The organism is Flavobacterium sp. MK4S-17, from assembly GCF_009848495.1.
Classification (GTDB): domain Bacteria; phylum Bacteroidota; class Bacteroidia; order Flavobacteriales; family Flavobacteriaceae; genus Flavobacterium.
Genome location: NZ_WWEP01000003.1, coordinates 1 through 17,932, shown reverse-complemented (window position 1 = coordinate 17,932; position 17,932 = coordinate 1). Strand labels below are relative to the sequence as shown.

Annotated in this window: 16 protein-coding genes; 10 read left to right on the top strand and 6 right to left on the bottom strand. The window is 39.3% G+C overall.

Translation table 11 applies throughout. From position 1 onward, the window contains the following. Positions 1-22: 22 nt before the first annotated feature. Together GSF09_RS01750 and GSF09_RS01745 are read right to left on the bottom strand one after the other, a co-directional pair. Positions 23-886, bottom strand: a complete 864-nt coding sequence (locus GSF09_RS01750) for a DUF58 domain-containing protein (protein ID WP_159799209.1) — start codon at positions 884-886, stop codon at positions 23-25. An 82-nt stretch (positions 887-968) separates the two neighbouring features. Continuing rightward, positions 969-1,973 carry a MoxR family ATPase gene (locus GSF09_RS01745; protein WP_159799208.1) on the bottom strand — a complete coding sequence of 335 codons (1,005 nt, stop codon included), beginning with the start codon at positions 1,971-1,973 and terminating at the stop codon, positions 969-971. Between the two features lie 231 nt (positions 1,974-2,204). Between GSF09_RS01745 and GSF09_RS01740 the strand changes: the two genes are divergently transcribed. The 5 genes from GSF09_RS01740 (at position 2,205) to GSF09_RS01720 (ending at position 6,423) form a co-directional block, all read left to right on the top strand. Then, a complete protein-coding gene (locus GSF09_RS01740; protein ID WP_159799207.1) occupies positions 2,205-3,074 on the top strand; it encodes an aldo/keto reductase family oxidoreductase in 870 nt (289 codons plus the stop codon). A gap of 33 nt (positions 3,075-3,107) precedes the next feature. Further along, positions 3,108-3,863, top strand: coding sequence for an SDR family NAD(P)-dependent oxidoreductase (locus GSF09_RS01735; protein ID WP_201309316.1), 756 nt, complete (start codon positions 3,108-3,110; stop codon positions 3,861-3,863). A gap of 97 nt (positions 3,864-3,960) precedes the next feature. After that, positions 3,961-5,109 carry an ATP-binding protein gene (locus GSF09_RS01730; protein WP_159799205.1) on the top strand — a complete coding sequence of 383 codons (1,149 nt, stop codon included), beginning with the start codon at positions 3,961-3,963 and terminating at the stop codon, positions 5,107-5,109. A gap of 32 nt (positions 5,110-5,141) precedes the next feature. Then, the gene (locus tag GSF09_RS01725) at positions 5,142-5,870 is read left to right on the top strand and encodes a metallophosphoesterase family protein (RefSeq protein WP_159799204.1); all 729 of its coding nucleotides are present in this window, start codon (positions 5,142-5,144) and stop codon (positions 5,868-5,870) included. Between the two features lie 28 nt (positions 5,871-5,898). Next, positions 5,899-6,423 (top strand): DUF3575 domain-containing protein, encoded by a 525-nt coding sequence (locus tag GSF09_RS01720; RefSeq protein WP_159799203.1) that lies wholly within the window; start codon positions 5,899-5,901, stop codon positions 6,421-6,423. An 87-nt stretch (positions 6,424-6,510) separates the two neighbouring features. Here GSF09_RS01720 and GSF09_RS01715 read toward each other — a convergent pair whose 3' ends face one another. Further along, complete coding sequence (locus GSF09_RS01715; protein ID WP_159799202.1) at positions 6,511-6,873, bottom strand: carboxypeptidase-like regulatory domain-containing protein; 363 nt, start codon at positions 6,871-6,873, stop codon at positions 6,511-6,513. Positions 6,874-7,020: 147 nt separating this feature from the next. On the opposite strand from GSF09_RS01715, the gene egtB reads away from it, so the two are divergent. Beyond that, on the top strand, positions 7,021-8,169 hold the full coding sequence (gene egtB, locus GSF09_RS01710; protein ID WP_159799201.1) for an ergothioneine biosynthesis protein EgtB: 1,149 nt from the start codon (positions 7,021-7,023) through the stop codon (positions 8,167-8,169). 4 nt (positions 8,170-8,173) lie between these two features. After that, positions 8,174-9,130, top strand: a complete 957-nt coding sequence (locus GSF09_RS01705) for an L-histidine N(alpha)-methyltransferase (protein WP_159799200.1) — start codon at positions 8,174-8,176, stop codon at positions 9,128-9,130. A 66-nt stretch (positions 9,131-9,196) separates the two neighbouring features. Here the strand turns inward: GSF09_RS01705 and GSF09_RS01700 are convergent, their stop codons facing one another. The 3 genes from GSF09_RS01700 to GSF09_RS01690 form a co-directional block, all read right to left on the bottom strand. Continuing rightward, on the bottom strand, positions 9,197-10,744 hold the full coding sequence (locus GSF09_RS01700; protein ID WP_159799199.1) for an aldehyde dehydrogenase family protein: 1,548 nt from the start codon (positions 10,742-10,744) through the stop codon (positions 9,197-9,199). Positions 10,745-10,853: 109 nt separating this feature from the next. Next, entirely contained in the window at positions 10,854-11,396 is a 543-nt protein-coding gene (locus GSF09_RS01695; RefSeq protein ID WP_159799198.1) for a 3-hydroxyanthranilate 3,4-dioxygenase, read from the bottom strand. An 81-nt stretch (positions 11,397-11,477) separates the two neighbouring features. Continuing rightward, entirely contained in the window at positions 11,478-12,587 is a 1,110-nt protein-coding gene (locus GSF09_RS01690; RefSeq protein ID WP_159799197.1) for an endonuclease/exonuclease/phosphatase family protein, read from the bottom strand. 139 nt (positions 12,588-12,726) lie between these two features. On the opposite strand from GSF09_RS01690, the gene GSF09_RS01685 reads away from it, so the two are divergent. From GSF09_RS01685 to GSF09_RS01675, 3 genes are all read left to right on the top strand, one after another. Further along, positions 12,727-15,543 (top strand): carboxypeptidase-like regulatory domain-containing protein, encoded by a 2,817-nt coding sequence (locus GSF09_RS01685; RefSeq protein WP_159799196.1) that lies wholly within the window; start codon positions 12,727-12,729, stop codon positions 15,541-15,543. A 19-nt stretch (positions 15,544-15,562) separates the two neighbouring features. After that, entirely contained in the window at positions 15,563-17,017 is a 1,455-nt protein-coding gene (locus tag GSF09_RS01680) for a DUF5689 domain-containing protein (RefSeq protein WP_159799195.1), read from the top strand. Between the two features lie 377 nt (positions 17,018-17,394). Further along, positions 17,395-17,799, top strand: a complete 405-nt coding sequence (locus tag GSF09_RS01675) for a hypothetical protein (RefSeq protein ID WP_159799194.1) — start codon at positions 17,395-17,397, stop codon at positions 17,797-17,799. Positions 17,800-17,932 lie beyond the last annotated feature (133 nt).

Below are 17,932 nucleotides of genomic sequence, written 5' to 3'. Positions count from 1 at the left end.
TTTAATCATGTTATCAACGCCATTAACGCGATTTGAAATAGCCCAGCAATTTGGTTACATACGACTCATCTACACGGCTGCTTACAGAGCCTGCACCGCAACGGCTGAATGTTTCCTTAAAATACCTAACCTTTTCCTGATAGTATTTCTCATATTCCAGCCTTACCTGCTTAGAGCCTGTATTTACCAAAACTGTTTCACCTGTTTCGGCATCTGCCATGTTTACAATCCCAATGTTTGGCATCTGTTCTTCGCGGGGGTCATAAACCCTTACGCCCGTTATATCGTGTTTTTTAGCTGCTATTTTTAAGGTTTGTTCATAATCGGCAGCCATAAAGTCGGATATAAGGAATACTATTGCTTTCTTTTTTAATACACCTGAAAGGAATTTCAAAGCCTGTGACACATCTGTTTTCCTGCTTTTCGGCTGGAACTCTATCAGTTCCCTTATTATGCGCAACACATGCGACTTTCCTTTTCTTGGCGGAATATATAATTCTATCTGGTCAGAAAAGAGTATAAGCCCTATCTTATCATTGTTTTGTGTAGCTGAAAATGCCATGGTAGCAGCTATTTCGGTAACAATATCTTTTTTAAAGGCCGTGTGTGTACCAAAATTTTCAGAACCGCTTACGTCTACCATAAGCATCATGGTTAGCTCACGCTCCTCCTCAAAAACCTTAATATAAGGTTCATTAGCGCGCGCGGTAACATTCCAGTCAATTGCCCTTACATCATCACCAAATTGATATTGCCGCACCTCACTGAATGTCATACCTCTTCCTTTGAAGGAAGTGTGATATTCCCCCGAAAAGATATGGTCACTCAGCCTCCGGGTTTTTATTTCAATCTTGCGGACTTTTTTTAATATATCCTTTGTATCCATAGCGTTAGTCTTAAAGCCTGAAGTTTTTTAAAACCGTAAGCCGGCTTGCAGTTAGCTTGCGGTATTTGCTTTTACAGACAGATTAAGGCACCTCAACTACATTTACAATTTTATTGATGATGTCCATAGATGTAATATCTTCTGCCTCGGCTTCATACGTAACGCCAATCCTGTGGCGCAGCACATCATGAACCACCGCCCTTACATCTTCCGGTATTACATACCCCCTGCGCTTTATAAATGCATAACATTTGGCAGCTATGGCAAGGTTTATACTACCCCTTGGCGAAGACCCGAAGCTGATTAAAGGCTTAAGATTAGCCAGGTTATAGTTTTCAGGATAACGGGTTGCAAAAATAATATCCAGTATATACTTTTCTATTTTTTCATCCATATATACCTCGCGTACTGCTTGCTGCGCCCTTAGTATCTGCTCAAGGGTAACTACCTGGTTTACTTTCTCAAATGCACCTTTAAGGTTTTGGCGTATTACAATGCGTTCATCTTCAATTTTAGGATAGTCAATAACCGCTTTCAGCATAAAACGGTCAACCTGTGCTTCAGGCAGCGGATATGTTCCTTCCTGCTCAACAGGGTTTTGGGTAGCCATTACCAGGAATGGCTTTTCCAGCTTAAAAGTTTCCTCGCCAATAGTAACCTGCTTTTCCTGCATGGCTTCCAGCAATGCCGACTGTACTTTGGCAGGCGCTCTGTTTATCTCGTCGGCAAGGACGAAGTTGGCAAAAATTGGCCCTTTTTTTATGGAAAACTCATTTTCCTTAATGTTGTAAATAAGTGTACCCACAACATCGGCAGGAAGAAGGTCGGGTGTAAACTGGATACGACTAAAACTGCCATGAACAGCCTGGCTAAGCGTATTGATTGCAAGTGTTTTGGCAAGCCCGGGCACGCCTTCCAGCAATATGTGCCCCTGTCCCAGCAGCCCTATCAATAAGCGTTCAACCATATACTTTTGCCCTACAATTACCTTGTTCATTTCCATAACAAGCAGGTCAACAAAAGCACTTTCCCTTTCTATTTTTTCGTTTATTGCCCTTATATCCAAAGTGGCAGAATTATCTTCCATAGTATTCTATTTTGGAGTGTGAATTTAATAAGCTTTTTTGCACATTGCAAATTCATTGCCGTTTTTAATCATCAACTTGTTAATATAGTGTTAAAACAACTTTGATAGCAATAGCTGATTGTATAATAAAGCCGTTTTTGCATATTTTGCACATACAGTTATTTACAACGCACATTATATACCTTAAGTATAAAAACATATAAATTTACAGGTAAAAATCTTACTAATACTATGAGCATTGCATTATCGCCCATAATTGCCGGAACTATGAACTGGGGAGTATGGAGCAAAAATATGACAGCAGCCGAAATGGCAGCCCTTATGCACTCCTGCCTTGAATATGGCATAACAACATTTGACCACGCCGATATTTATGGCGGTTATACCACCGAAGGCGAGTTTGGAAAAGCATTTGCCGAAAGCGGCATTAACAGGGAGAGCATCCAGTTAATATCAAAGTGCGGCATACAGCATGTTACCGGCAACCGAAGCAATAAGGTAAAGCATTATGACTATTCTAAAGACTATATCATAAAGTCAACAGAAGGTTCGCTAAAAAACCTTAATACAGATTACCTTGATATATTGCTGCTGCACAGGCCAAGCCCACTTATGGAACCTGATGAGATTGCCGAAGCTGTGGAAAACCTTAAGCAAGCAGGAAAAATAAAAACTTTCGGCGTTTCCAACTTTACCAATACGCAAACCGACCTTATCCGCTCCCGTACAGATGTGTTTTGCAACCAGATAGAGTTTTCTGCCACATCCTATCAGCCCATGCTGGATGGTTCTTTAGATTATATGCAGCTTAATAACATAAGGGTTCTTGCCTGGAGCCCAATAGGCTGTGTTTTTAAACAGGACACTGCGCAAACGCAAAGGCTAAAGCAGTTACTTATGGAGCTCGTGGTAAAATATGAAGTAACTGCCGATGTAATTTTACTGGCCTGGATACTAAGGCATCCGGCAAAAATTTTACCCGTTACAGGCAGTACCAACCCGGAGAGGCTGAAAAACCAAATGAAGGCAGCGCAGGTTAAACTGGAACTGGAAGACTGGTTTGCCATATGGACCGAGAGCATGGGCACAAAAGTACCTTAACCTAAAATACAACAACATATAATCAACTACTATATTATGAAAACAGCATTAATAACAGGAGCTACAAGCGGTATAGGCAGGGCAACAGCACGCTATTTTGCAAAAAACCATTTTCGCCTTGTGCTTTGTGGCAGGAGGGACGACCGCCTTGCCCAGCTACAGGATGAGTTGGCAGACCTGACTATGGTGCATACACTTAATTTTGATGTGCGCAGCAAAAGATCTACAGATGAAGCAATAGCTTCTATTCCCGAAGCATTTAAAAAAATTGACATACTTGTTAATAATGCCGGAAATGCACATGGGCTTGACCCCATTGAAACCGGCGATGTAGCCGACTGGGACATGATGATTGATATAAACATTAAAGGGCTTTTATATGTATCCCAGGCAATAATACCGGGAATGGTGGAAAGACGGGGCGGACATATAATAAATATCGGCTCTGTTGCCGGCAAGGAAGTTTATCCCTACGGAAATGTATATTGTGCCACCAAGCATGCTGTTGATGCACTTAACCAGGGAATGCGGATGGACCTTAACCAGTATGGCATACGCGTTGGGGCTATTAATCCCGGAATGGTGGAAACCGAATTTAGTGAAGTGCGCTTTAAGGGCGATACCGAAAGAGCAGCAAATGTATATAAAGGGTTTGAACCCCTGAAGCCCGAAGATATTGCCGATATAATAACATTTGTAGTAACGCGCCCCTACCATGTAAACATCGCAGATTTATTGGTGCTGCCTACTGCACAGGCATCTGCCACTATTGTAAATAAAAAAATATAAAGGCAGTTTAAGGTTTTAGTAAATTAAAAACACGACTGAAGTTTAATTTTAGTGCGTATATTTATAACGTTGCCAAATACCTGAACTGTTTTCATTCATGATAAATAAGCGCCTACTTATTAAAAATCTGCTCGCCCATAATGACGAGAGCAGTTTTTATGATAAAAAGCGCCAGCTTAACCTGCATACTAAAGAAGGCAAAGCTAAATTTGCCAAGCACATCTGTGCGCTTTCAAATTCCAACCCTTCTAACAACTCCTATATTGTTGTAGGGGTTGAAGATAAGGACAATACTATTGTGGGAACTGATTTTTATGATGACAGCAGGATACAAAACCTGGTAAATGCCTATCTTGATAACCCGCCGCGTATACAATACGAAAACGTGCCTTTCCCTAACCTGCCGAAAGATAAGGTTGTGGGACTGGTTACCATACGGCCAAATAATAAAATTTCTTATTTTAAAAAACCTGTTTACAACATACCTTACGGTGCGGTATTTATGCGCAGGGGCAGTAACTCGGTACCTGTGGAAAAATCGGAGGAGATGAATTACCAAAACACCGCCATTGTAATAGATATTGAAAACAGTTCACGAAACAGCATTGGCCATACACTGGAAGGGGTAATCGATTTTTTAAATACCCGGCACAAGGATATGGCTTCGGGCTATAAGGTTTTTAAGGAGCTTTTTATTGTCTGCTGGGCAGGTATAAAAAAAACGGTTAAGGGCAAAACATACTATTCCAGGGTTGATATTGAACTTATTAACGAACAGGTGAAACTGTTTTACTCGGCACTGGATGAGGTAAGTATTGAATATGACGATAACAGGTTTTCCATTACAGAATATATTGCTTTGGGACTTAATGATAAAACCAGTTTTTATCCGCTTGAACAGGTAAGCATTCATTTTCATGACAATGGGTACTATAAAATTGAAACAACACTGTTGTTTGACCCGCCCCAGTATAACCGTAAAATGATGCACCATATTTATAATGCAAACCTGGCACTCATAGGCAAATTGGAAAAAGGCGTAACACTCTCTGAAAGGGAACTTAAAGACCTGCAAAACCTGCCTCACACGCTTATGGTATGCTACCTGAACGGATTTGATGATGCAAAACAAAAATTAATAGATACAAAACCATTATTAAAGGCTTTGCCTGATAACCAGGCCTATGTTTCATTTAAGGAAGCTATGCGCGTGTTGCGTAAAATGAAATATGATAAAAGCCAGTAACATTAAAGCATGGCTTTAATTAAAATTTTAATATGAGCAGGACATTAGTATTTGGTGATATACACGGTGCAAGAAAAGCTTTGGAACAGGTTTTTGAGCGTGCAGCAATAACCGAAAATGACAACCTTATTTTTTTGGGCGACTATGTTGACGGATGGGGCGAGTCACCCGAAGTAATAGACTTTTTAATCGCGTTAAAACAAAAGTACCGTTGCATATTTATGCGTGGCAACCATGACGACCTATTGTTAGCCTGGCTAAAAACAGGCGAATATACCGAACAGTGGTTTACACACGGGGGGCAGCTGACTACCGAAAAGTACAGCATGGTGCCTGAAGAAAAAAAACAGCTTCATATACTATTCCTGGAAAGCCTTGAGGATTATTACCTTGACGACCATAACCGGCTGTTTGTCCATGCCGGATTTACCAATCTTAACGGGGTAAAGCATGAATATTTTACACGTATGTTTTACTGGGAAAGGACATTATGGGAAACAGCCCTGGCACTCGATAAAAACCTTGGCCATAATCATCCGCTGTACCCAAAAAGGTTCACGCTTTACCATGAAATTTTTATAGGCCATACGCCTGTAACCCGCATTGGCGAAACAGTACCTGTTAACAGGGCAAATGTATGGAATGTAGATACGGGAGCTGCCTTTAAAGGGCCACTAACCGTTATGGATGCCGACACAAAAGAATTTTGGCAAAGCGATAGTGTTTATACATTATATCCTGAAGAAAGCGGCCGCAATTAAATTATATTTGCATTATAATTACCATCCTATGAAAAAACTGTTTTATATAACGCTGTTATTGCCCTTGGCTGCCATATCTCAAACTAAGAATGAGGTTAAGCTGAATATTTTAAACACAATAGTATTGGGTTCTGTAGAGGTAGGCTATGAAAGGTTTATTGCAAGTGACCAGTCCATAGGTATTGAGGTATTTATAAATGACAGATTTTCATACAGCGAGGAGAAGCCCCGCAGGGGAAAAGAGTTTAATACCAATAGTGTTATGCTTTCCTATAACTTTTATTTTTCTGAAGAAAGGAGTTCCGGCTATTATATTTCACCTTTTTTTAAATACAGATTTGGTAATCATGAAGAGGTTAAGGATGGCATAAAGGTAAAAACTGATATGGACAGCCCCATACTGGGCCTGGGTGCCGGCTACAAATGGATTTGGCGCGATAAATTTACAGTAGCGCCCTATGCCAATATCGGGCGCAATTTTAGTAATGATGTTAACGACAGGTTCTCGGCAGTAGAGATAAATGCGGGTATTGGGATAGGATATCGTTTTTAATACTTAAAAATGATTGCCATTCCTAAACGAAGCTGAAAGTTGATTAACCGCTCCTGAATGGCAATCGGCAAAATAAAATTTGTTTTATTATTCCGGTTGTAACTGTACAGTTACGTTTTCGGTAATAACATGGCACTCGTCTTCATCCACTGGTATAACTTCCGAAGTAAAATCTGCATACCCTTCTTTCTCAACGGTGAGCACATAATCCCCTGCCCTTTCATAAGCACCCACAAAATGGTTGTGTGATGCTATAAAATACAACTCATCACTATACTCACCATCTGTAGCGGTAACAGTTACACCTTCACCTAAAACTTCTCCTGTTGAAGCGTCCTTAACCACTACCACCAGGCCTGCGCGTAAATCTTCGGTACAATACACATCATCATCGTTATCATCATTACATGAAAACGAAATAAATGCCAGCAAAATAATAAGTCTTTTCATAACTATAATTTTTTTATGTAAAGATGCCGTTGCGGTAATGTGGTTGCGTCAATGATATTAACAACTGTTATATTTAGGTTAAAAACAGTGTCAAAAAACACGGTGGAAATCAATGTTTGCTAACTTAGTAAGAACAAGAAGATGATAATGAACCTTTTAGACCGATATAACACGATAAGGCAACACACAGAGAAGATTTGCAGCCTGTTGCAAACGGAAGATTACATCCCGCAGCCTGTTGCTTTTGTAAGCCCCCCTAAATGGCATCTTGCGCACAGCAGTTGGTTTTTTGAAGAGTTTATACTTACCAAATACCTGCCGGATTATAAAGTATATGATGATGATTTCGGATATCTTTTTAACAGCTATTATAATAATGTAGGCAACAGGACTTTCAGGGCCGACCGCGGGGCTATAACCCGCCCGGGCGTAGCGCAGGTATATGAATACAGGAAATATGTTGATATGCATATGGAAATACTGCTGCAGCTAAAGGCAGATGAGGTACAAGGCCTGGTGGAATTAGGATTAAACCATGAGCAGCAGCATCAGGAATTACTTATTACAGATATTAAGTACATTTTGAGCTGTAATCCTCTTTCCCCTGTATATGATGAAGATAATAGTTGGGAAAACCGGGAGAATAAGGCATCCGGTTATGTTTCGGTACCCGAGGGGATATATGAAATCGGGTTTAGCGGTGAAGGATTTAGTTATGATAATGAATCAGGCAGGCATAAAGTGTACCTGCACGAGTTTGAAATCAGCAATAGCCTTGTAACCAATGGCGAATACATGGAGTTTATAGAAGCCGGAGGATATGAAAATTTTAATTACTGGCTGGATGAGGGCTGGAGCTGGGTAAACCAGGATAATATAAAAGCTCCGCTGTATTGGCACAAAACCGGCAACAGGTGGATGCAGTTCACGCTTTCAGGCTTAAAGGAAATTAATAAAAATGCAATTGTTACCCATATCAGTTTTTATGAAGCAGCCGCCTTTGCAGAATGGAAAGGGATGCGCCTGCCAACAGAGTTTGAATGGGAAGCGGCACACAGCAAACTTGAATGGGGGCACAGATGGGAATGGACAAACAGTGCCTACCTGCCCTACCCGGGCTTTGCAAAACCGGAAGGTGCGGTGGGAGAGTATAATGGTAAATTCATGGTTAACCAAATGGTTTTGCGCGGCAGTTCCTGCGCTACCCCTGCACACCACAGCAGGCCCACTTACAGGAACTTTTTCCATCCTGATGAACGCTGGCAGTTTAATGGCATACGCCTTGTAAAAAAATAGTAAAATGAACACTACAACAACCTTACTTACCCCTTTTGCAGAAGATGTACTAAAAGGGCTTACAGAAAAAGAAAAACACCTTTCGTCAAAATATTTTTATGATGATAACGGCAGCAGGATATTTATGCAGATAATGAAAATGCAGGAATATTACCCCACCGGATGTGAGTTTGAAATATTATCCCGGCAATCGGATAAAATATTGCAGCAAGCCGGCTTTAAAGGTAAATTCAATATTGTAGAGTTCGGCTGTGGCGACGGGCTTAAAACAAGACAGCTTTTAACCACCTTTACTGCAAAAGGTGCTGATTTTACGTATATACCTATTGATATATCACAAGAGGCAATAGATGTTTTGGTAAATAATATAACTGCCACCTTACCGGGTATTGATATGCAGCCACGCACCGGCGATTATTTCGAAATACTGGATGAACTTTCGCAGAGCGATACTCCCAGCCTGTTTTTATTTTTGGGAGGCAACATTGGCAATTATAAATTTGATGATGCCAAAATGCTGCTTGAAAAATTTAACCAGGGCATGAATAAAGGCGATATGCTGCTTATGGGAATGGACCTGCAAAAAAACCCTAGGACAATACAAAAGGCTTATGACGACCCGCATGGCATAACAAAAGCTTTTAACATGAACCTTTTAAAACGCATTAATAATGAACTGGATGCTGATATTAATCTTGACCAGTTTGATTTTTACTGCGATTACAATCCCGCCAATGGAGAAGTAAACAGTTATTTGGTAAGCTTAAAAAAGCAGCATTTTCACAGTACGGTGCTCAATACTACTTTTACTTTTGACAAAGATGAGCTGATATGGACAGAGCTTTCTAAAAAATACAGCTTTAAGGAAATTGAGAACCTGGCGGAAAATACCGGATTTAAAGTAGAGAAAAACTTTATGGACTGCAGGCATTATTTTACCGACAGTCTTTGGGTGAAATAAACAGTAAACAAAAAGTGCTGCCCATAGGCAGCACTTTTAATATAAACACTTTATAGTTTAAGATGATTACAAATCAAAACGGATTCCCTGTGCCAATGGCAATTCAGAACCGTAGTTAATGGTGTTGGTTTGCCTCCTCATGTAAGCCTTCCATGCATCAGAGCCACTTTCACGGCCTCCGCCTGTTTCTTTTTCACCACCAAATGCACCGCCAATTTCTGCACCGGATGTACCAATGTTAACATTGGCAATACCACAATCAGAACCGGCATGGGAAAGGAATAATTCCATCTCCCTCATGTTATTTGTAAATATTGATGAGGAAAGCCCCTGCGGCACATCATTCTGCATAGCTATAGCCTGTGCTATATCATTAAATTTCATTACATATAGTATTGGCGCAAAAGTTTCCTCCTGTACTATATTAAAATGGTTTTCAGCTTCAATAATACATGGCTTAACATAGCAGCCGCTTTCATAGCCTTCGCCTTCCATTACACCGCCTTCAACCAGTATTTTTCCGCCTTCCTGTTTTGCTTTTTCTATAGCGTTAAGATAATCCTGTACCGCACCTTTATCAATTAGCGGCCCCACGTGGTTATTACTATCCAGCGGGTTACCTATTTTTAACTGCCCGTAAGCACTTTTTAATACCTCAAGGGTTTTATCATAAACGCTTTGATGCACAATAAGCCTGCGTGTTGTGGTACATCTTTGCCCCGCAGTACCTACAGCACCAAATACAGCACCAACAAGCACCATGTTTATATCGGCATGCTCTGATACTATAATGGCGTTGTTTCCGCCTAATTCAAGTATTGTATTGCCAAAGCGCTCTGCCACTGTTTTAGATACATGGCGGCCTATCCTTGTAGAACCTGTAAACGATACTAAAGGAATGCGCTTATCATTATTGATAAGGTCGCCGCTTTCATTACCTACTACAAGGCAGCTTACACCTTCGGGAACATTATTCCTTTCAAGCACTGTTTTAATTATGTTTTGGCAGGCTACTGCACACAATGGAGTTTTAGAACTTGGCTTCCATATACAAACATCGCCACAAACCCATGCAATCATAGCGTTCCAGCTCCATACGGCAACCGGGAAGTTAAATGCCGAAATAATACCAACAATACCTATTGGGTGCCATTGCTCATACATGCGGTGCATTGGCCTTTCGCTATGCATTGTAAGTCCATATAGCTGTCGTGACAAGCCTACTGCAAAATCGCAGATATCAATCATTTCCTGAACCTCACCCAGTCCTTCCTGCAGGCTTTTACCCATTTCATAAGAAACAAGCTGGCCTAAAGCTTCTTTGTTTTCACGAAGTTCATCACCCATCTGGCGGACAATTTCACCTCGTTTTGGGGCTGGCATCAAACGCCATGTTTTAAAAGCTTCGGCAGCCTTTGCCATTGCAGTTTCATAATCTTCTTTGGTAGATGCTTTTACTTTTGCAATCAGGCTCCCATCTACCGGCGAATAAGATTCGATAATTTTACCGTTTGCAAAATTTTTACTGCCTGTTGAGGTTCCTTCATTTATTTCTTTAATACCCAGTTTGGCTAATGCCTGCTGAATACCAAACTGTTCAGTTACTGTTGCCATTTTAACTTTTAAGCTGTTTGTTGTTATATTTTTACAAATATATACTTTTTTTACATTTTTGATAATTAGCAGCACACATCATCGCCGCTAATTAATTAATCATTAAAATTTACTGTTTTTTATCTGTAAACTTAGGGTCTGTCTGCATAACTGTGCCGCATTTATTGCAGGTTCTCAATTCTTCAGAATTGTAATAATGCTCAAAATGGGGAAGGAAGTCTTTTTCAATATCATTAAGTTCAAAATATACTTCATGCAGTTTATTATTACAGTTTTCGCAAAACCATAAAAGCCCGTCGGTAAAGCCCCGCCCTGTTCTTTTACGCTCAACTACCAAACCTATGGAATTTGCGCTCCTTGCGGGTGAATGTGGAATTTTACCCGGATGCAGGTACATATCGCCTGCGTGCAGTTCCATTTCCCTGCGCTCGCCTTCGTCTTGTATCATAACCTTTATACTGCCTTCCAGTTGGTAAAACAGTTCTTCGGTTTCGTTATAATGGTAATCCTTCCGGGCGTTGGGCCCTGCTACTACCATAACAATATAATCTTCAGAAAGGGGATAAATATTTTTATTGCCTACGGGCGGCTTTAATAAATGGCGGTTTTCTTCTATCCATTTATTAAGGTTAAAAGGTTTCATGACAGCCATGACAATGTGTTTAAAATTGGTACTAAAGGTACTAAATAAAAAAGGTTAGCCGAAGCTAACCTTAGTATAAATTTTAATGAATTACATCTGTTTTATAAGGTACATATATACCGGAAAGTGGTCGCTATAGCCCGGCACGCCATTCCAGTTACGCTGCGGGTAGCCTTTAAACCTGCCTGATGATTGTGTAAGGTATGCTTTATTAAACACTCCGGCTTTCCAGTAACGGTAGGAAGTAAAATCTTTCCTTATTAAAGGTTCTGTTATTATCATCTGGTCAAAAAGATCCCAGGCATCCCTGTATGCAAGTGTGCCTATACCGCGGTTTGACATTTCTTCCATAGGGTTAAACAAACCGTTTTTAGAAACATCTTCCCTATTGCCTTTTGCACCAAGCACTTTTTTAACACTGTTATTATAAGGGCCGTCATTAAGGTCGCCCATAGTAATAACTTTAGCATTTGGATTTATTTTATACAATGAATCTATTATTTTCCTGTTAAGGGCTGCAGCAGCTTCTCGGTTGGGGCTGCTCCTTTTTTCACCTCCTGAACGGGAAGGCCAGTGATTTACAATAAAATGAATTTCCTCGCCATCCAGCAATCCTGTAACTAAAAGCTGGTCGCGGGTATATATCCTGCCATACTCATCGGTTACCGTTTTATCATCTGTTTTTTCCTCCTCATTCTCTTTCTTGTCATTTTTTTTGTCTGACACCTTATACCTGTCTTTAATTATAAGCGGTATATTTTTATAGCTGGTAGGCTTAAAATGCTTTTTTTGGTATAAAAAGCCCACATCTATACCCCTTTTGTCGGGTGAGTCAAAATGTATAATGCCATAATCTTTTCCTGCGAGCGCGGGTTGTTTAACCAAATCTTCCAAAACGCCCCTGTTTTCTATTTCCGATACACCAAGGACTGTTGGCATATTAGGATTTTCTGCGGTGCCGATTTCTGAAATAACTTTGGCAAGGTTTGATAATTTTTTTCTATATTTATCTCCTGTCCAGTGCTGCTCTCCATAAGGAAGCCACTCCTCATCCCTTACCTTCGGGTCATTTATAGTGTCGAAAAGGTTTTCAACATTATAAAAAGCAATAGTGTGAATGCTGTATTGTTTTTCCTGCGCAAAACTGCCGGATATTGAAAAAATGACAAAAAACAGCGCCGCTAATTTTCTAATCTTCATAAAGGGTATATTAATTTAACATCAACTTTAAATACAAACGGGGTGCCAAAAGTAAATAATATTTATAAAAGATGTACATTTGCCCCCGTTAAGAAATATTTAACTTAGCAAAAAAGAGAGTATTAATCTAAATTTATCTATGAAAAAATTAGTAATCAGTCTTTTATTTGTTATGCAGATGGTATGTGTATGGGCACAGCAAACTGCATTGGTAAAAGGAGCAGTGGTTGATTCTAAAACACAAAAACCTTTGCAAAATGCTGTAGCTACTTTGCAAAGTACTAATGAAACTGCAATAACAAATTCTGAAGGGGTTTTTGTTTTTGAAAAAGTGGCCGAAGGAAATCAGGTTGTTGTTATAAGCAGTACCGGTTACATAAGCCAAACCTTTAATTTAGAGGTAAAAGCAGGCCAGCCGCTTGATTTGGGTGTTGTGATACTTGATGAGGATATTACTACCGAGCGCCAGCTGAGCCTTATTACTATTACTGAAAATGATTTAGGAGACGATAACGGTAACTCAGAGAGTACTGCGGGGCTGCTGCAGGCATCAAGGGATGTGTTTATGCAGGCTGCTGCTTTTGACTTTGGACAGGCACGTTTCAGAGTGAGGGGGCTTGATAATGAATATGGTAAGACCATGATAAATGGTGTACCAATGGATAAACTTTATGACGGCAGGCCACAATGGAGCAACTGGGGAGGACTTAATGACGCTACACGTAACCAGGAGTTTACCATAGGTTCAGATATTTCAGATTATACTTTTGGCGGCATATTAGGTACACAGGAAATAAATACCCGTGCTTCTATTTTCAGGCCGGGCACAAGGATTTCATTTTCAGGAACCAACACTAACTATAGCTGGAGGATGATGGGAACACATGCATCGGGAATGGATGAAAATGGTTTTGCCTATGTAATATCAGCATCAAGAAGGTGGGCTCAGGAAGGCTATTTTGAAGGTACCGACTACAGCGCAAACTCTTTCTTTGCAAGTGTTGAAAAGCGTTTTGGCGATAGGCACAGCCTTAACTTTACAAGTATATATGCACAAAACAGCAGGGGCAAAACTTCTCCTAACACACAGGAGGTAATAGACCTTGCCGGTGAAAAATACAACTCATACTGGGGATGGTATAATGGCAAAAAAAGAAATTCACGTGACAAGGATGTGGAAGAGCCAATATTTATGCTTAGCCATTACTGGAAAATTAATGAGCAAAGCTCTCTTAATACAAATGTATCTTACCAGTTTGGTAGTATAGGCAACAGCAGGCTTGATTTTAACTACACAAGAAATCCTGATCCTACTTATTACAGGAACCTGCCAAGCTACTATTCTACACAGTTTGAAAATCCAAATAATATTGGCGACGGTGAAATACCGGGATATATAGGCAACAATGTTGAGAATACACTTTATGCAGACCTTGCAAGGCAACGCTTCCTTAACAACAGGCAAATAAACTGGAACAAACTGTACAGGGACAACCTTGAAAACGGCGAAAGTCTTGCTGTTTTATATGAAGACAGGACTGATGACAAGCAATTTACAGCCAATAGTATTTTAAATGCACAGCTTACTGATTATTTAGTTTTAAATACCGGAGCAACATTCAGGAAATTAAGTTCGCATAACTTCCAGAACCTTCTGGATCTTTTAGGCGGTTCATCTTATCTTGATATCGATCCTTTCTTGGTAGGTTCTGCACAGCAAACCGACCTTGATAACCCTAACAGGCGTGTGGTAGAAGGTGATGATTTTGGTTATAACTATAAATTATATGCAGATGTAATAGATGTATTCAGCCAGTTTAAATTTAACTTTAACCGAGTTGATTTCTACGTTTCAGGAAATTATGCATACTCAGAATATCAAAGGGATGGTATATACAGAAATGGTAACTATGCTGACAATTCTAAAGGAGAGAGCGAAAAAGTTATATTTAATAACTATGGTATAAAAGGTGGTGCCGACTTTAAAATTACAGGACGCCATATACTTGAATTCAACACTGTTTATATGACTAAATCTCCTACATTAAGGAATACTTTCCCTAATGCCAGGCTTAACAATAATGTTGTTGAAGGGCTTGAAAATGAGAAAATATTCAGTGCTGACGCAAGCTATATCATAAGGGCTCCTAAACTTAAAGCAAGAGCTACAGGTTATTTCTCAAGGATATCTGACGCTACAGATATAGGGTTTTACTTTGCTGAAGGTTTAGGTATATTATTACCAGACCAAACACAAATATCTACAAATGGTAACGCGTTTGTTTCTGAAACCGTAACCGGCCTTACAAAGCAAAATATGGGTGGTGAATTTGGTATTGAATACCAGATAACATCAACATTAAAGGCAACTGCAGTAGCCGCTTATGGCCAATACACTTATGACAGTAACCCTAATGTAAAACTTAATATAGACAACATCCGCAGGACTGTTGATTTTGGAGAATCTTATTTAAAAGATTACAAGCAGCCGGGTATGCCACAACAGGCATATTCATTTGAACTTGAATACCGCGACCCTCATTACTGGTGGGTAGGTGCAAGTGTTAACTACCTGGCTGATAATTATCTTGATATTTCCCCGTTATTAAGAACTAATAATTTTTATGTAAACCCGGCAGATAACGGCTTTGCATTTCCTGAAGCTAATGAGCAGGATGCGAAAGCATTGCTAAAACAGGAAAAGCTTGACCCTGCTACACTTATAAATATTACAGGTGGTAAATCATGGAAAATTGACAATACTATCATAGGCATATTTGCCAGCGTAAATAACGTGTTTGATTTTTCATACAGGACAGGTGGTTTTGAGCAGGCAAGGAATGCCAACTTTAGGCAGCTAAGCCAGGATATGTCAGGAAGCGTTCGCTCGTTTGGCCCTAAATATTTTTATGGCTACGGCAGGAATTATTTTGTAAACCTTTATGTAAACTTCTAATAATCCAAATAAAATTAATATGAAAACAAATCTTTTAAAGTCTATGTTTTTCGCAGTGCTTACGGCAGGTATACTGTCAGGCTGCGTTAACGACGATGATTATGCAGTACCGGTATTGGACTGTACAGACCCGGCAATTGAGCTTACAAAAACTGTTAAGCAGATAAAAGAACAGGCTACAACTGTAGCTACACAGTATCAGGGAGATGATGTAATTAAAGCTGTGGTAGTATCAAGTGATAAAGGAGGTAACTTCTATAAAACTTTGTACTTAAACTCATTTAAGGATGCAGAGAATTATGACATTGATACAAACGAGAGCGATGTGAGCATAGGTTTTTCGGTTCAAATTAACCAGGCAGACCTTTTTACTGACTACGGAGTAGGCCGCGTTGTATATATTAAACTAAAAGGCCTTTACACACAAATAAGAAGTAATACGCTACAAATAGGCGCTCTTTATAATGGTAATGTTGGGCAGATACCTGCTGAACTTTATGGCCAGCATGTTATTAAAACCTGTAAAACTTTTGTTGAGGAAAGCCTTGTAAACCGCATATCGCTTTCTGATATAAACGATAGCTACCTTGGTAAGCTAATTGAGTTTGATGGCGTTCAGTTTACTGATGCTGCATTGGGCCAAAACTTCTATAACCCTGCTAATCTTGTAGGTTCAGAAACAAACCACTTGATTACTGACAGTGAAGATAATGATAATACGCTTATTTTTAGGACAGGTCAATATGCAGAGTATGCAGGTTTACCAGTACCTTCTAACAGTGGTAAAATAAGAGGTGTATTAACTAAATTTAATACAGATTATCAATTTGTATCGCGCTATACTTCAGATATTATGCTTACTGAAGACAGGATTGGTGGCGGAGGCAACCCAGGCCCTGAGCCAGGTGAAAGCCCAACTGCTGTTGGAGGATCAGATATTCAGTTTTTATCGAGCTACACGGAAAACTTTGAAAGTTATAACCCAGATGTAATTTGCTACGTTCCGGAATCAAATTGTGATTATTTAACTTTCTCTAAATATATAACTGATGCTGTTACAGGGCCAAGGTATTGGGCAGTAACTTCATTTGGTGGAAATAAATATATCCAAATGTCAGCCCACAACACTAATTCGGCTGCAAAATCATACTTTATCCTGCCTGTTAATTTTGATGGCAGCACAACCCTATCATTTAAAACTAAAGACGGTTACAACAATGGTAGTGCATTGAAAGTATATTACTCTACCGACTATACAGCTAAATCAGTAATTGCTGATGCAACTTTAGTTGATATTACATCAAACTTTACAATTGCTACAGGCTCTACAGGCGGTTATGCTGCTAACTTTACTAACAGTGGCACACATACCATAACTGCTACCGGTAATGGGTTCATTATATTTGAATATACAGGTTCTCACCCGGGCGGTGTTACAACCACTATGCAAATTGATGATATTACAATAAACTAAGTTTAATTAAATACTTGGTAAAAAAGCGGGGCAAATGCCCCGCTTTTTTATTTAACTTAGCAATAGGGAATTGAAGTTGCCGCTAAGACGTGGACAACAGTTTTAGGCCATTATCCAAAATATATAAAAGTTGCTGAAACTATAACTGCAAGAACATTTCAAATACCAACTAAAATTTGGAATAAAATGTTTTCTGTCGAACAATGGACTGCTAATCAGAAATTTCTTGACAGAATGATTTCACATGGAGATAATATAAGATTAGCAACACCTCTTAATAAAGTAAAACCGGATAGTTACTACCAAAAGTAATTGAATTATTATTTGAAAAAGTTACATAGTAACTTCTGATGGACTTTGGTTAGTTAAATAGAACAATGAAGAATATTGAAAAAACATATAGCTTCCTCAAGTCAAATGGCTTTAAGTTAATTGAAAAAGATACATCTACATTTTTTGGACATTACTACTATATATTTACTAATGGAAATATTCAATTAAGGTTTAGTAGTTCTAAGTCTTTTGAAACAGTTGATATACAGAGCAGTCTACCAAATGAAAATTGGTACGATTTAGCATTAGTAAAAGCCCTGCTGTACGACGATGAAGAAAATCTCAATAAAGTTACCTCCTTAGAGGAACACACGGATTTTTTAGAGAAAGAATTTACAAATATTGCCGAACTCTTTAAGAATAAAAATTATCCAGTGACAAAAAAGAGATTAGAATATCTGGGTAATGAAAGAGCAGAACAAATGTTCCCAAGAATGATGATGAAATAAACAAAGCCCGGCAAGTCTTGTCTTTTCACATCAAATGAGTTTGGCTCAACTCATCAATAGCAACAAATAAAAAAAGCCACCTACAAGGTGGCTTTTTGTTTGTATTGGTTGGTTTGTTAATGTGAGGTGTTAT

Excerpts from the sequence above, each read along its gene's own strand:
- GSF09_RS01725 (WP_159799204.1), top strand. The coding sequence starts at position 5,142 with ATGAGCAGGACATTAGTATTTGGTGATATACACGGTGCAAGAAAAGCT.
- GSF09_RS01685 (WP_159799196.1), top strand. The coding sequence starts at position 12,727 with ATGAAAAAATTAGTAATCAGTCTTTTATTTGTTATGCAGATGGTATGT.
- GSF09_RS01690 (WP_159799197.1), bottom strand. The coding sequence starts at position 12,587 with ATGAAGATTAGAAAATTAGCGGCGCTGTTTTTTGTCATTTTTTCAATA.
- GSF09_RS01745 (WP_159799208.1), bottom strand. The coding sequence starts at position 1,973 with ATGGAAGATAATTCTGCCACTTTGGATATAAGGGCAATAAACGAAAAA.
- GSF09_RS01730 (WP_159799205.1), top strand. The coding sequence starts at position 3,961 with ATGATAAATAAGCGCCTACTTATTAAAAATCTGCTCGCCCATAATGAC.
- GSF09_RS01675 (WP_159799194.1), top strand. The coding sequence starts at position 17,395 with ATGAAGAATATTGAAAAAACATATAGCTTCCTCAAGTCAAATGGCTTT.
- GSF09_RS01680 (WP_159799195.1), top strand. The coding sequence starts at position 15,563 with ATGAAAACAAATCTTTTAAAGTCTATGTTTTTCGCAGTGCTTACGGCA.
- GSF09_RS01700 (WP_159799199.1), bottom strand. The coding sequence starts at position 10,744 with ATGGCAACAGTAACTGAACAGTTTGGTATTCAGCAGGCATTAGCCAAA.
- GSF09_RS01705 (WP_159799200.1), top strand. The coding sequence starts at position 8,174 with ATGAACACTACAACAACCTTACTTACCCCTTTTGCAGAAGATGTACTA.
- GSF09_RS01715 (WP_159799202.1), bottom strand. The coding sequence starts at position 6,873 with ATGAAAAGACTTATTATTTTGCTGGCATTTATTTCGTTTTCATGTAAT.
- GSF09_RS01720 (WP_159799203.1), top strand. The coding sequence starts at position 5,899 with ATGAAAAAACTGTTTTATATAACGCTGTTATTGCCCTTGGCTGCCATA.
- GSF09_RS01695 (WP_159799198.1), bottom strand. The coding sequence starts at position 11,396 with ATGGCTGTCATGAAACCTTTTAACCTTAATAAATGGATAGAAGAAAAC.
- GSF09_RS01750 (WP_159799209.1), bottom strand. The coding sequence starts at position 886 with ATGGATACAAAGGATATATTAAAAAAAGTCCGCAAGATTGAAATAAAA.
- egtB (WP_159799201.1), top strand. The coding sequence starts at position 7,021 with ATGAACCTTTTAGACCGATATAACACGATAAGGCAACACACAGAGAAG.
- GSF09_RS01740 (WP_159799207.1), top strand. The coding sequence starts at position 2,205 with ATGAGCATTGCATTATCGCCCATAATTGCCGGAACTATGAACTGGGGA.